At 68.1% G+C, this 14,298-nt stretch carries 12 protein-coding genes; 3 read left to right on the top strand and 9 right to left on the bottom strand.

Annotated elements, in window-relative coordinates; all coding sequences use genetic code 11:
* Positions 1–24: 24 nt before the first annotated feature.
* Genes zwf through pgl form a run of 3 tightly spaced genes read left to right on the top strand, consistent with a single transcriptional unit; the run spans position 25 to position 3,304 of the window.
* Positions 25–1,566 carry a glucose-6-phosphate dehydrogenase gene (gene zwf, locus F8O04_RS08035; RefSeq protein ID WP_158028723.1) on the top strand — a complete coding sequence of 514 codons (1,542 nt, stop codon included), beginning with the start codon at positions 25–27 and terminating at the stop codon, positions 1,564–1,566.
* Positions 1,563–2,504, top strand: a complete 942-nt coding sequence (locus F8O04_RS08030) for a glucose-6-phosphate dehydrogenase assembly protein OpcA (RefSeq protein WP_158028722.1) — start codon at positions 1,563–1,565, stop codon at positions 2,502–2,504. Before zwf ends, F8O04_RS08030 begins: the two co-directional genes overlap by 4 nt.
* Positions 2,505–2,506: 2 nt before the next feature.
* The gene (pgl, locus tag F8O04_RS08025; protein WP_188726209.1) at positions 2,507–3,304 is read left to right on the top strand and encodes a 6-phosphogluconolactonase; all 798 of its coding nucleotides are present in this window, start codon (positions 2,507–2,509) and stop codon (positions 3,302–3,304) included.
* Positions 3,305–3,372: 68 nt separating this feature from the next.
* On the opposite strand, the gene F8O04_RS08020 is transcribed toward pgl, so the two are convergent.
* The 9 genes from F8O04_RS08020 to uvrA form a co-directional block, all read right to left on the bottom strand.
* Positions 3,373–3,738 (bottom strand): RNA polymerase-binding protein RbpA, encoded by a 366-nt coding sequence (locus tag F8O04_RS08020; protein WP_158028720.1) that lies wholly within the window; start codon positions 3,736–3,738, stop codon positions 3,373–3,375.
* A 2-nt stretch (positions 3,739–3,740) separates the two neighbouring features.
* The gene (gene secG, locus F8O04_RS08015) at positions 3,741–3,995 is read right to left on the bottom strand and encodes a preprotein translocase subunit SecG (protein ID WP_158028719.1); all 255 of its coding nucleotides are present in this window, start codon (positions 3,993–3,995) and stop codon (positions 3,741–3,743) included.
* 120 nt (positions 3,996–4,115) lie between these two features.
* Positions 4,116–4,901 (bottom strand): triose-phosphate isomerase, encoded by a 786-nt coding sequence (gene tpiA, locus F8O04_RS08010; RefSeq protein WP_158028718.1) that lies wholly within the window; start codon positions 4,899–4,901, stop codon positions 4,116–4,118.
* Entirely contained in the window at positions 4,895–6,106 is a 1,212-nt protein-coding gene (locus tag F8O04_RS08005) for a phosphoglycerate kinase (protein ID WP_158028717.1), read from the bottom strand. The genes tpiA and F8O04_RS08005 overlap by 7 nt, the downstream gene beginning before the upstream one ends.
* 43 nt (positions 6,107–6,149) lie before the next feature.
* A complete protein-coding gene (gene gap / locus F8O04_RS08000) occupies positions 6,150–7,151 on the bottom strand; it encodes a type I glyceraldehyde-3-phosphate dehydrogenase (protein ID WP_158028716.1) in 1,002 nt (333 codons plus the stop codon).
* Between the two features lie 216 nt (positions 7,152–7,367).
* A complete protein-coding gene (gene whiA, locus F8O04_RS07995) occupies positions 7,368–8,345 on the bottom strand; it encodes a DNA-binding protein WhiA (RefSeq protein WP_158028715.1) in 978 nt (325 codons plus the stop codon).
* A gap of 67 nt (positions 8,346–8,412) precedes the next feature.
* A complete protein-coding gene (gene rapZ, locus F8O04_RS07990) occupies positions 8,413–9,300 on the bottom strand; it encodes an RNase adapter RapZ (RefSeq protein WP_158028714.1) in 888 nt (295 codons plus the stop codon).
* Between the two features lie 34 nt (positions 9,301–9,334).
* A complete protein-coding gene (uvrC, locus tag F8O04_RS07985) occupies positions 9,335–11,374 on the bottom strand; it encodes an excinuclease ABC subunit UvrC (protein WP_158028713.1) in 2,040 nt (679 codons plus the stop codon).
* A 2-nt stretch (positions 11,375–11,376) separates the two neighbouring features.
* Positions 11,377–14,298, bottom strand: coding sequence for an excinuclease ABC subunit UvrA (gene uvrA, locus F8O04_RS07980; protein WP_158029159.1), 2,922 nt, complete (start codon positions 14,296–14,298; stop codon positions 11,377–11,379).

Genomic DNA, 14,298 nt, shown 5'->3' with positions numbered 1-14,298 from the left:
CCCGGTCACGAACGAACGGAATCCATGTCTCCCGTCGAACTGTCAGCATCCTCGAACCCGTTGCGATCGCGAGGCGATCGCCGACTCAGCCGCATCGCCGGCCCCGCTGCTCTCGTCATCTTCGGGGTGACGGGCGACCTCGCGCGCAAGAAGCTGCTGCCGGCGATCTACGACCTCGCGAACCGTGGGCTCCTGAGCCCGTCGTTCAGCCTGGTCGGCTTCGCCCGCCGTGACTGGGACGACGAGGCGTTTCGCTCGTTCGTGCTGGAGCATGTGCGAGCGCACGCCCGGACCGAGTTCTCGGAGTCGGTGTGGCGCGAGCTCGCCAAGGGCATGAGGTTCGTACGCGGCGAGTTCGACGACGACGAGGCATTCGACACCCTGCGCGAGACGCTGCACCGGCTCGATGGCGAGCGAGGCACGCGCGGCAACCACGGCTTCTACCTCTCGATACCGCCGCGTTCGTTCCCTGCCGTCACGGCGCAGCTCCGGCGGGCGCAGCTTGCTGACCAGCGAAACGGCAGCTGGCGCCGGGTCATCATCGAGAAGCCCTTCGGCGAGAATCTGAAGACGGCGCGCGAGCTCAACGGCATCGTGGAGTCGGTCTTCCCGGGTGACTCGATCTTCCGCATCGACCATTACCTCGGCAAAGAGACCGTGCAGAACATTCTGGCGCTGCGATTCGCCAACCACATGTTCGAGCCGCTGTGGAACGCCAACCACGTCGATCACGTGCAGATCACGATGGCCGAGGACATCGGAGTGTCCGGGCGCGCCGGCTACTACGACGGCGTCGGCGCCGCACGCGACGTGATCCAGAACCACCTGCTTCAGTTGCTCGCGCTGACCGTCATGGAGGAGCCGCTCTCATTCGGCGCCGCCGACCTTCGTGCCGAGAAGGAGAAGGCCCTCGCCGCGGTGCGGCTGCCGAGCGACCTGTCGATCGGCACGGCCCGCGGCCAGTATGGTTCCGGCTGGCAGGGAGGCGAGTACGTGCGCGGTTTCCTGGAAGAGGACGGGATGAGCCCGGGGTCAACGACCGAAACGTACGCGGCGCTTCGACTCGAGGTCGACGCGCGCCGCTGGATGGGCGTGCCGTTCTACGTGCGGACCGGTAAACGCCTCGGTCGCCGCGTGACCGAGATCGCGATTACGTTCAAGGACGCACCCTCCTACCTGTTCTCACCGTCGCAGCGCGCGGCGCTCGGATCGAACGCGCTCGTCATCCGCGTGCAGCCCGATGAGGGCGTCACGATCCGTTTCGGAGCGAAGGTGCCGGGGCCCGGCCTCGACGTGCGCGACGTGACGATGGACTTCGGCTACGGCCACGCGTTCACCGAGTCGAGCCCCGAAGCCTACGAACGCCTGATCCTCGACGTGCTGCTGGGCGAACCGCCCCTGTTCCCGCGGCACGAGGAGGTCGAGCTCTCATGGCAGATCCTCGACCCCGTCGAGGAGTATTGGGCGGAGGCCGGTCGGCCGGAGACCTATAAGCCGGGAAGCTGGGGCCCCGATTCGGCGATGGCACTGCTCGCACGCGATGGACGAAGCTGGAGGCGACCGTGATCATCGAACTGAGCGACACGACGACGAGCGCGATCTCGAAGCGCCTCGTCTCGGTGAGAGAGGAGGGCGGGGTCGTTGCGCTCGGCCGCGTGCTCACCCTCGTGATCTCGACCACCGGCCGGGCCAACGACGAAGCGATTCACGCCGCCAACATGGCGTCCGGCGAGCATCCCATGCGCGTCATCGTCGTCAACTTCGTCGATCCCCGGTCGGATCGCGCGCGCATCGACGCCGAGATCCGGGTCGGTGGTGATGCGGGAGCGAGCGACGTCGTCATCCTCCACGTCTCGGGTCCGGCCGCGAACGATCCGGAGACGCTCGTGCAGGCGCTCCTGCTGCCCGACGCGCCCGTGGTTGCCTGGTGGCCGGATGGTGCCGTCGAGTCGGTCAGCGAGCAGGCGTTCGGGCGAATCGCCCAATTGCGGATCACCGACGCCGGTGAGAGCGGTGACCCGTTCGAGGCCCTCGCCCTGCTCGCGCGCGGCTACCGGCCGGGCGACAGCGATTTCGCGTGGACGCGTCTAACGGTGTGGCGGTCCCAGCTTGCCGCCGCCCTCGATCAGCCGCCGTACGAGCCAGTGGAGTCGGTCGAGGTGTGCGGACGCAAGTCCTCCCCCGCCACGATCCTCATGGCCGCGTGGCTGCGGTCGCGGCTCGACGTTCCGGTGTTGCTTCCCGACGAGTTCGACGACTTCGAGGCCACCTCGGGCCTCCACGCCGTGCGCTTGCATCGCCCCTCAGGCGCCCTCGAATTCGAGCGCCTGAGCGAATCGACTGTCCGACTGTGCCAACCGAACCAACCCGCGCAGTACATCCCGATGCACCGGCGCGACCTGACCGAAGTGCTTGCCGAAGAGCTGCGTTCGCTGGCGCCCGACGGCGTCTACGGTGACGTGCTCGTGAATGCCGTGCCGCTGCTGGCGGCGGAGATCGGATGACCATGACTCCTCAATCAGCCTTCCAGACCCTCATCGTCCCCGACTCGGCGGCAGCGGCCCACGAGACCGCAGAACGCTTCGTCGAACTTGTGCGCGAGCGCGGGCTCATCGGCGAGGGAGCGGATGCCCCGCGTGGCGAAGTGCACATCGCCGTGTCGGGCGGTTCAGTCGCGACGTCCGTCGTGCCCGCGATGGTCGCGGCCGGTGAATCGGCCGGCGTCGACTGGTCGCGGGTGCACGTGTGGTTCGCCGACGAGCGATTCGCTCCGCGCGGGCACGAGGACCGGAATGCGGTGCCTATCGTTCAGGCGCTGCGCGAGGCCTCGGGCTTCGACCGCGCGAACCTGCACACAACGCTCACGAGCGACATGATCGGCATCGATGTCGCGGAGGCGGCGCGCGCCTACGAGCAGGAGCTGAGCGAGACCGTCGCCGCGCTCGACCTGGTCCTGCTCGGCACCGGCCCCGACGGCCACACCGCCTCGCTGTTCCCCGGCCACCCGCTCGTCACGACTCCGCCGCCGGGGAGGTCGGTGGTCGAGATCCTCGACTCGCCGAAGCCCCCGCCGCAGCGCGTGACGCTCACGCTCGAAGCGATTCGGGCATCCGGGGCCGTCTGGGCGATCGTGACCGGCGACGACAAGGCGGATGCCGTGGCAACGGCGTCCCGCGCGGATGTCGCCGACAGCGACTCGCCGCTCGCGGCCGCGCTGCGATCCCCAGGCAGGGCACCGGACGAGATCGCCGGGAGCCGCCTGCTCATCGTCGACGAGCGAGCGGCCTCACCGCGAGAAGGTTAAACCAGGGCTGGAACGCTCCCCCACCCGGATTCCCCGGCGCGGGCGAGTGCGGCGGCCGTGAGTGTCGACTACTTCGTCGCCGCGCCGCCGCGTCGCGCGCGCAGACGCTCGAGGGCGTCGGCCAGGATGCGCTCGGCCTCTTCCTCGGTGCGGCGTTCTTGCACGTACGCGAGGTGCGTCTTATAGGGAGTATTCGTCAGCGGAGACGGCGGGTTGTTCTTGTCGCGTCCCGCCGGGAGCCCGCTCATGGGGGCGTCGATGACATCTGGGATGTCTTCCTCGGGGACGTCGGCCGAGTAGTGCCTGACCGTTTCGTTGCCGAGCGAGTCCCAGTACGACACGGTGACGCGCCGTGCGCGAATGCCGTGATCGAGCTCTCCCATCGGCCCGGCACCGACGCGCGAACCCCGGATTGCGCTGCCACCCTGTGCCATTGCTACACCACCGGGTTCTGGAGCTTGAAGATGACGCCCATGGCTATGATGCAGAGCACCCAAATCACGGCGAGCCACACGGTGATGCGGTTGAGGTTCTTCTCGGCGACGCCGGATGACCCGATGTTGCTCGTGACGCCGCCGCCGAACATGTCGGACAGGCCACCACCGCGCCCTCGGTGCAGGAGCACGAACAGAATGAGCAGGACGCTCGTGATGGTGAGTAAGACCTGTAGGACAACGAGGAGGATATCCACGAGCCACCTTTCGGTGCGGACGGACAGCCGGAACCGGCATCGGAAGCGACCGAGGCGCGCCCGGCCAACGTTCAGTCTAACCGGTACCGCGCGGGTCGCGGTCCCGCTCACGCACGCGTTTCAGCTCCCGACGTGCTGCCGGTACCTGACGATCGCCGAGAATTCGTCGATCTTGAGGCTGGCGCCGCCGATGAGGGCGCCGTCGATGTCGGGCTCGCGCATGAAGCCGACGACGTTGGAGGCCTTGACCGATCCGCCATACAGCAGGCGCGTGTCGCCGGCCATGTCGTCGCCCCGGAGCTCGGCCAGCGTCTCGCGCAGCGCGCGGCACACGGTCTGCGCTTGTTCCGGCGTCGCCGCCTCTCCCGACCCGATGGCCCACACCGGCTCGTAGGCGATCACGAGCTCGGTCACGGCATCGTTGCCTTCGAGCGCGGCACGCAACTGCGACACGGGAACGGCTGCTGCGCCGTGCGCCTCGAGGTCCTCACTGGTCTCACCGACGCACAACACCGGGACGAGGCCGCTGCGAGCGGCTGCCGCCACCTTGTCGCGGCAGATCTCGTCGGTCTCGCCATGAAGCGTGCGGCGCTCCGAGTGGCCGACGAGCACGTAGCGGCAACCCAGCGCCGAGAGGAATCGCCCAGAGATATCGCCCGTGTAAGCGCCGCTCTCGTGCGGCGAGAGGTCCTGCCCGCCGTAGGCGATCTTGAGCTTGTCTGCATCGACGAGGGTCTGCACGCTGCGAAGATCGGTGAAGGGTGGGAAGACCGCGACCTCGACGGCGCCGAAGTCGTGCTTGCCGTCCTTCAGGGTCCATGCGAGCTTCTGCACGAACGCAATCGACTGCAAGTGGTCGAAGTTCATCTTCCAGTTGCCCGCCATGAGCGGCGTGCGCGTCACCATCCCAGCACCTCCAGGCCGGGCAGGCGCTTGCCCTCGAGCAGTTCGAGGCTCGCGCCGCCGCCGGTCGAGATGTGGCCGAACTGGTCGTCGCTGAAGCCGAGCGTTCGGACGGCGGCCGCCGAATCGCCGCCGCCGACGACCGAGAGGCCGCCGATCTTCGTGAGCGCTTCGGCGATGGCCCGGGTGCCCGCCGCGAACTGCTCGAACTCGAAGACTCCGGCTGGACCGTTCCAGAAGACGGTCTTGGCGTCGGCGATCGCGGCCGCGAAGGCGTCCGCCGATGCCGGACCGATGTCGAGCCCGATGCCCGACGCGCCGAAGCTCGATGACTCGATCGCGTCGGCCGGTACGTGCTCGTAGGCCGCGTCGGCCGCGAACCGGTCCGCGACCGTGATGTCGACGGGCAGCACGAGCCGGACGCCACGGCGCTCAGCCTCCGCGATCTGGGCCTTCACCGTCTCGATCTGATCTCGCTCGAGGAGCGACGACCCGACCGCGTATCCCTTGGCGGCGAGGAAGGTGAACACCATGCCGCCGCCGATCACGAGCCGATCCACGCGGGGTAAGAGGTTTTCGATGACCCCGAGCTTGTCTGACACCTTCGAACCGCCCAGCACGACCGCGTAGGGGCGTTCGACGTCGTCGATCAGACGCGCGAGCACCTCGACCTCGGCCTCGACGAGCTGTCCGGCTGCCGCCGGGAGCTGCTTGGCGAGGTCGTACACCGACGCCTGCTTGCGATGCACGACCCCGAAGCCGTCCGAGACGACCGCGTCGCCCATGGCGGCGAGCTCAGCCGCAAACGCTTCGCGCTCCGCATCGACCTTGCTCGTCTCGCCGGGGTTGAAGCGCAGGTTCTCCAGCACCACGACGCGACCTGGTTCGAGGGCCGCGACGAGGGACTTTGCGCTCGGCCCCACCGTGTCGTGGGCGAGCGGCACGTCCTGCCCCAGCAGCTCGCCGAGCCGCGCGGCCGCGGGGGCAAGCGAGAACTGCGGATCCGGCTCGCCCTTCGGCCGCCCGAGGTGCGAGATGACGACGACCTTCGCGCGCTGCTCGAGCAGGGCGCTGATCGTGCCGAGCGACGCGCGCACGCGGCCGTCGTCTGTGATCACCCCGTCCTTCAGCGGGACGTTGAGATCGCAGCGCACGATGACGGTCTTCTCGGCGAGCGGGCCGAGCGATGCGATGGTGCTGAGCGGCATGTCGAGTGTGCCTTTCTTTCGGTGACTGGAGCGGCGGCGCGACTCAGAAGAAGCTGGCGACGTACTCAGTGAGGTCGACGAGTCGCACGGTGTAGCCCCACTCGTTGTCGTACCAGCTCGACACCTTCACCTGATTGCCGATGGCCTTCGTCAGCGGCGCGTCGTAGATGGACGAGTGGTTCTCGCCAATGATGTCGCGCGAGACGATCGGGTCTTCGTTGTACTTCAGGATGCCCGCGAACTCGCCCTCGGACGCGGCCTTGAACGCCGCGTTGACCTCGTCGACGGTCGCCGCCCGTTCCAGGCTGACGGTGAGGTCGGTGAGCGAGCCGGTCTCGACCGGCACTCGGAGCGCGAACCCGTCAAGCCGGCCCTTCAGGTCGGGAAGGACCAGACCGATCGCCTTCGCCGCACCGGTTGATGTTGGCACGATGTTGAGCGCTGCCGCGCGCGCACGTCGAAGGTCACGATGCGGCGAGTCCTGCAGCACCTGATCGGCCGTGTAGGCATGCACGGTGGTCATGAGACCCGTCTGAATGCCGAATGCGTCGTGGAGCACTTTGGCGACCGGTGCGAGGCAGTTGGTCGTGCACGACGCGTTCGAGATGACGTGATCCGTCGCCGGGTTGTACGTCTCATGGTTGACGCCGTACACGAACGTGGGGGCGTCGCCCTTGGCAGGCGCCGAGATGATGACCTTCTTCGCGCCCGCGTCCACGTGCGCCTTCGCCTTCTCGGGGTCGGTGAAGCGGCCGGTGCATTCGAGCACGATGTCGACGCCGAACTCCTCCCACCGCAGCTGCGACGGGTCGGACTCGCTCGTGGCGTGCACCCGTCTGCCGTCGATGGCGATGAAGTCGTCGTCGTGCTCGACCGTGTTCGGCAGCACACCGGACGTCGAGTCGTACTTGAAGAGGTGGGCGAGTGTGGCGTTGTCGGTGAGGTCGTTGATGGCGACCAGTTCGAGGTCGTTGTCGTTGTCCAGCAGGGCGCGGGCGTAGCCGCGGCCGATGCGGCCGAAACCGTTGATGGCGATCTTCGTCACGAGGAGCTCCTCAGGTGGGTGTTGTGCGCTGCGGTTGAAGCGACTCGGCCCGGCGTCAGGGCGCACCGCGGTCGGCAACGTGCTCCTGGTCGGACCGGACACCGCGATCGTGATGCGGATCGCGGCGTCCAGACCAGCCTACTGACATCACGCCTGGTCGAACCCGGCAGATTCGCACGTCACCGGCCGCCGATCAGCGCGGCCGCCGCGGTCGGCTCACAGCTCGTCGTCGGCGGGCAGGTTCGCTTCCGTGCCAGGGATGCCCGCCGTCTCGGCGTGCTTGTCGGCGAGCGCGAGAAGCCGCCGGATTCTGCCGGCGACAGCGTCTTTCGTCATGGGCGGGTCGGCCTTGCGGCCCAGTTCATCGAGTGAGGCGTCGCGGTGGTCGAGGCGAAGTCGCCCGGCGTACTTGAGGTGGTCAGGTGCGTCGTCGCCCAGAATCTCGAGTGCCCGTTCGACACGCGCGCATGCCGAGACGGCGGCCTGCGCGGAGCGTCGCAGATTGGCGTCATCGAAGTTCACGAGCCGGTTCGCCGTCGCCCGCGTCTCACGGCGCTGCCGCATCGCCTCCCAGCTCGCAACGGTCTCGCTTGCGCCGATGATCTTGAGCATGGCGGCGATCGACTCGCCCTCACGGATAACGACGCGGTGCACGCCGCGGACCTCACGAGCTCGCGACGCAACGCCCATTCGGCCCGCCGCGCCCACGAGCGCCATGGCCGACTCACTGTTGGGGGTCACGACCTCCAGGGCGCTCGACCGCCCCGGCTCCGTCAGCGATCCGGCCGCGAGGAAGGCGCCCCGCCAGATGGCGGCGAGATCCTCGCGCGTGCCGGTCGTCAGCCGGTTCGGGAGGCCGCGGACCGTATGGCGTCGAGCATCCATCAGCCCGGTCTGCCGCGCGAGCGTCTCGCCCGCCTCCAGCACTCGCACGAGATAGCTCTCCTGCCCGCGCCCGTGGGCGCCCGTCGCCGACGTGATGCGGGGCCGCACTCCGTAGAGTTCGCCGAGCTCGTGGCTGAGGCGGCGCGCGAGGCGCTCCGAATCGACCTGTGCTTCGACGGCGATCCGGCCCGAGATGAGCTGCAGACCGCCAGAGAACCGAAGGATCGATGTCACCTCCGCTGCTCGTGCTTGCGTCGACTTCGCGCGAAGCCGCAGCAGCTCAAGTTTGACGTCGGCGGTGAGTGACACCGGATACCTCCTGGGGAAGTCGCTGGGGGCGGTGGAACAGTGGTGTGGCGCCGTGAGGCGGCGCCTCCTACTCGCGACCCAGATCTCGGTGGCGCACCGTGACCGAGAGCTCTGGATTGCCGCGCAGCAGCTGCGCGAGATGTTCGGTCATGGCCACCGAGCGGTGCTTCCCGCCCGTACAACCGATCGCGATGGTCGCGTGGCGCTTGTTCTCCCGCTCGTACCCGTGAAAGACGGGCTCGAGTGTTTCGACGTAGGCGTCCACGAACTCCTCGGCGCCCTCCTGGGCGAGCACATAGTCTGACACCTGCTTGTCGCGGCCCGTGAATGCCCGCAGGTCGGGCTCCCAGAACGGGTTCGGCAAGAAACGGACGTCGGCGACCATGTCGGCGTCGGTCGGCATGCCGTATTTGAACCCGAAGCTCATGACGGTGACCGCGATGCGGTGCTGGTCGGGCTCGCCGAAGCGCTCGATGATCCGCTTCGCCAGCTGGTGCACGTTGAGGGCGGACGTGTCGATGATGATGTCGGCCGACTCCCGCACCTCGCGCAGGCGGGCGCGCTCGAACTCGATGCCCTCGAGGATCGTGCCGTCGCCCTGCAGCGGATGCGGCCTGCGCACCGACTCGAAGCGCCGCACAAGCGTGTCGTCGGTCGCGTCGAGGAAGATCACGCGCACGTCGTGCGACTGGCGCAGCTTCACTACGAAGCTCGTGAACGACTCCAGCAGCCGCCCTCCGCGAACGTCCATTGCGACGGCCAGCTTGGGGAGCGAATCGCGCGCCTTGCCGGCCACCTCGATGAGCGGCGTAATCATCTCCGGCGGCAGATTGTCGACGACGAACCAGTCGAGGTCTTCGAGCGCCTTGCACGCGGTCGAACGGCCCGCCCCCGACATGCCCGTCACGATGAGGAGTTGCTGGCGCTCGTCGGTCAGGCCTTCGTCGTCAGTCATCCTGCATCCCCTCCGTGCGCCTAGCGAAGCAAGCCTACCGAAGCGGCGAATCGAAGCTGACCGCTCCCCCGTCTGCGAGATCCCGATCGTCGGTCGCGGCGCTCGCGTCATCCACGCCGGCGCTCGACGGAGCGAGTGCGCGCAGGATGCCCGCGGCGGTCGTCGGCCCGACACCCGGGACCGCCCCGAGCTCCGCCTCGCTCGCGGCGCGGAGGCGGGTCACGGAACCGAAGTGCCTGAGGAGCGCACGGATGCGCGCGGGGCCGAGACCGGGCACCTCGCTCAGCACGGTCGCGATGTCGCGTTTACGCCTGGCGCGCTGGTGGGCGATGGCGAAGCGATGCGCTTCGTCGCGGAGCCGTTGCACGAGGAAGAGGGCCTCGGAGCCGCGCGGCAGGATCACCGGGAACGAGTCGTCGGGGAGCCACAGCTCTTCCAATCGCTTCGCGATGCCCGCGACGGCGATGCCCGTGAGCCCGGACTCGTCGAGGGCACGCTTCGCCGCCGCCACCTGGGGCTGACCGCCGTCGACGAGGAGCAACTGCGGCCGGTAGGCGAACCGCGCGCTGGTGCGGTCGTGCACGACCGGCGCGTCGCCGCTCGCATCCGGCGCCCCCGAAGGGGTTGCACCGACGTCGGCGACGGCGGCCGCCGCCGCTCCTGCCGCACCCTCGGTCTCTGCCGCCTTCAGGTGCGCGAGTCGCCGCGTGAGCACCTGATGGATGGAGTCGGTGTCGTCGCGAGTCTCGGCGATGTTGAAGCGCCGGTAATGGGGTTTGCGGGGAAGCCCGTCCTCGAAGACCACCATCGAGGCGACGACCCCAGTGCCCTGCAGGTGCGAGACATCGAAGCACTCGATGCGGAGGGGCGCCTCGTCGAGTTCGAGCGCACGTTGCAGCTCGGCCAGGGCGTCCGCGCGTGCCGCGTAGTCGGCGGTTCGCTTGAGCTTGTACTGCCCGAGCGATTCGGTCGCGTTGATCGCCGCGGTGTGCAGGAGGTCGGCCTTCGGGCCGCGCTTGGCCGTGCGGAGCCTGACTCGTCCGCCGCGGCGCTCTTCGAGCCACTCCTGCAGTGCCTCGGCCTCCTCGGGCATCGTCGGCACGATCACTTCGTTCGGCGGTCGCTCGCCGTCGCCGTCGACCCCGCCGTAGACCTGCTGCATCGACTGCTGGATGATCGTGCCCTCGTCGAGGTCGAGCTCGGTGTCGAGCACCCAGCCCCGTACACCGCGAATGCGACCCCCGCGCACCGAGAACAGCTGAATGGCCGCAGACAGCTCATCGGTCGCTATCGCGAACACGTCGAGCTCGGTGTCGTCGGGCAACACGACGGCGCTCTTCTGGAGCACGTTCTCGACTGCGGCGATCCGGTCCCGGTACTTCGCCGCCTCTTCATACCGCTGGGCAGCCGCGGCCTCGCGCATCCGCCGCTCGAACTCGCCGATGATCGAGCGGTCGAACCGCTCCATGAAGCCGATGAAGTCGTTGATGGCGACACGGTGCTGCTCGATCGACTGTCGCTGTGAGCACGGCCCTCCGCACCGACCGATCTGCCCGGCGAAGCACGGTCGCCCCGACTGCATGGCTCGCTTGTAGTTCGCGTCGTTGCAGGTACGAATCGGGAAGACGCGCACCATGAGGTCGATGACCTCGTTGACCGACCACACCTTGGGATAGGGACCGAAGTACCTGGCGCCCCGGATCCGGTGGTTGCGGGTGACCATGACGCGGGGCGACTCGTCGGCGAGCGTGACGGCGAGGTACGGGTAGCTCTTGTCGTCTTTCAGCCGCACGTTGAAGGGCGGCTTGTGCTGCTGAATCCACGTGTACTCGAGCTGCAGCGACTCGCGTTCGTTCTGGACGACGGTCCATTCAACGGAGGAGGCGGCCGTCACCATGTGGCGCGTGCGCTCGTGCAGCGTGTCGAGCGGTGCGAAGTAGTTGCTCAGGCGCTGGCGGAGGCTCTTCGCCTTGCCGACATAGAGGATCCGGCCGTTCTCGCCGAGGAATCGGTAGACGCCCGGCGAGTTCGGGATGTCACCGGTGCGCGGTCGGTAGGGAACGTGGGTGGCCACGGCTACGCGGCGCCGCCGGCGTTGACCTGGCGACCGGCGACGGATGTGCCATCGCGGGGGCCGAGGACCTCCGCGAGGAAGCGGCCGGTGTGGCTCTCGGCGACCCGCGCGACCTCTTCGGGCGTGCCCGTCGCGACGACCGTGCCGCCCCCCGAGCCGCCCTCCGGCCCCATATCGATCAGGTGATCGGCGGACTTGATGACGTCGAGGTTGTGCTCGATCACGATCACGCTGTTGCCGCGATCGACGAGGCTCTGCAGCACGATCAGCAGCTTGCGGACGTCCTCAAAATGCAGCCCCGTGGTCGGCTCGTCGAGCACGTAAATGGTTCGGCCGTTGGAGCGCCGTTGCAGCTCTGTCGCGAGCTTGACGCGCTGCGCCTCGCCGCCCGAGAGCGTCGTCGCCGACTGGCCGAGCCGCACGTAGCCGAGCCCGACCTCCACGAGCGTCTTCAGGTAACGGTGGATCGCGGTGATCGGCTCGAAGAACTCGGCCGCCTCGGCGATCGGCATGTCGAGCACCTCGGCGATGTTCTTGCCCTTGTAGTGCACGCTGAGAGTTTCACGGTTGTAGCGCGAGCCGCCGCAGACCTCGCAGGGCACGTAGATGTCGGGGAGGAAGTTCATCTCGATCTTGAGCGTGCCGTCGCCCGAGCACGCCTCGCACCGGCCGCCCTTCACGTTGAACGAGAACCGGCCCGCCAAATAGCCCCGGGTCTTGGCCTCGGGGGTCTCGGCGAAGAGGTTGCGGATGCGGTCGAAGACCCCGGTATAGGTGGCGGCGTTCGAACGCGGTGTGCGACCGATGGGCGCCTGGTCGACGTGCACGACCTTATCGAGGTGCTCGAGGCCGGTGACCCGTGTGTGCTTGCCCGGCACCATGCGGGCGCGGTTGAGCTTCGTCGCGAGCACGCGGTAGACGATGTCGTTCACGAGGCTCGACTTGCCGGAACCGCTCACACCGGTGACGGCGACGAACACGCCCAGCGGGAAGGCGACGTCAACGCCCTGGAGGTTGTTGGCCCGGGCACCGACGACCTTGAGCTGGCGCTTGCGGTCGACCTTCCGCCGCTTCGTCGGCACCTCGATCTCGCGACGCCCTGCCAGGTAGTCGCCCGTGATCGAGCTGGTGTTGGCGACGAGCTCGTCGAAGCCGCCCGAGTGGACGACCTCGCCGCCTCGCTCGCCGGCTCCAGGGCCGATGTCGACGAGCCAGTCGGCCGTGCGGATCGTGTCTTCGTCGTGTTCGACGACGATGAGGGTGTTGCCGAGATCGCGCAGCTTCACGAGTGTCTCGATGAGACGGCGGTTATCGCGCTGGTGCAGGCCGATCGAAGGCTCGTCGAGTACGTAGAGCACGCCCGTGAGGCCGGAGCCGATCTGCGTGGCGAGGCGGATACGCTGGGCTTCGCCACCCGAGAGGGTTCCGGCCGACCGCGCGAGATCGAGGTACGACAGGCCCACCTCGACGAGGAACGAGAGTCGGGCGCGGATCTCGCGCAGCACCTGCTCGGCGATCATCGCCTCGCGCGTCGTGAGCTGGACGCCGTTGACGAACCGCAGGCAATCGTCGATCGACATGACCGTCAGGTCGGCGATGCTGTGGCCGTGCACCTTGACGGCGAGCACCTCGGGCCGAAGGCGCGCGCCGTTGCAGGCGCCGCAGGGGATCTCGCGCAGGTATTCGCTCCACCGGGCGCGTGCGCTGTCGCTGTCGGCCTCGGTGTACTGCCGTTCGATGTAGGGCATGACGCCCTCGAACCCCGACGAGTAGGTGAGGTGTCGGCCGAATCGGTTGCGGTACTTGACCTTGACGCGGTAGTCGCGGCCGTACAGGATCGCCTGCCGAACGCCCTCGCGGAGCTTGTTCCACGGGGTGTTCAGCGAGAAGTCGAGCTCGTCGGCGAGGCCGACCATGAGGCGCTCGTAGTACTGGTAGAGCTTCTTGCCCTGCGAGGTCCACGGAATGATCACGCCCTCAGCGATCGAGGCGCCCGGGTCGCCGAGGAGCAGCTCCGGATCGGCCGAGAGCTTCGTGCCGAGGCCGTCGCACTCGGGGCAAGCGCCGAAGGGGGCGTTGAACGAGAACGTGCGCGGCTCGATCTCGGTGAGCGCGATCGGGTGGTTGTTCGGGCACGAGAGCGACTCGCTGAAGCTCTCGATGGCGTTTCCGGACTCGCCAGGCTCGTCGCCGCGGTCGACGTACTCGATCTGCACAACCCCGCCCGCGAGCCGCAGCGCGGTCTCGAGCGAGTCGGTGAGGCGGTCGAGGAGATCGGGACCGGAGACGAGGCGGTCGACGATGACGGAGATGTCGTGCTTGTACGACTTCTTGAGCTTCGGCGGGTTCGACAACTGCACGCGCTCGCCGTCGACCATCGCCCGGGCGAACCCCTGGGTGCCGAGCTCGGAGAGGAGGTCGGTGAACTCGCCCTTCTTCTGTTGCACGACGGGGGCCAGCACCTGGAACCGCGTGCCCGTCTCGAGCTCCATGAGGTGATCGGCGATCTGTTGCACGGTCTGGCGGGCGATGACCTCACCGCACTCCGGGCAGTGCGGCACGCCGATGCGGGCCCAGAGCAGGCGGAGATAGTCGTAGATCTCGGTGATCGTGCCGACCGTCGATCTCGGGTTGCGGTTGGTCGATTTCTGATCGATCGACACGGCCGGGCTGAGTCCCTCGATGAAGTCGACATCGGGCCGATCGACCTGCCCGAGGAACATGCGGGCGTAGGAGGAGAGCGACTCGACGTACCGGCGCTGGCCTTCCGCGAAGATCGTGTCGAACGCGAGCGACGACTTCCCCGAACCCGAAAGCCCCGTGAACACGATGAGGCTGTCGCGCGGCACCTCGAGGTCGACGCTCTTGAGATTGTGCACGCGGGCCCCCGCGATACGGATCGACGACATGGGGCCGGTGCCCAT

The organism is Pseudoclavibacter endophyticus, from assembly GCF_008831085.1.
Classification (GTDB): domain Bacteria; phylum Actinomycetota; class Actinomycetes; order Actinomycetales; family Microbacteriaceae; genus Pseudoclavibacter; species Pseudoclavibacter endophyticus.
Note: the sequence above shows the minus strand (reverse complement) of the source record. Positions and strands in the feature narration are given on the sequence as shown.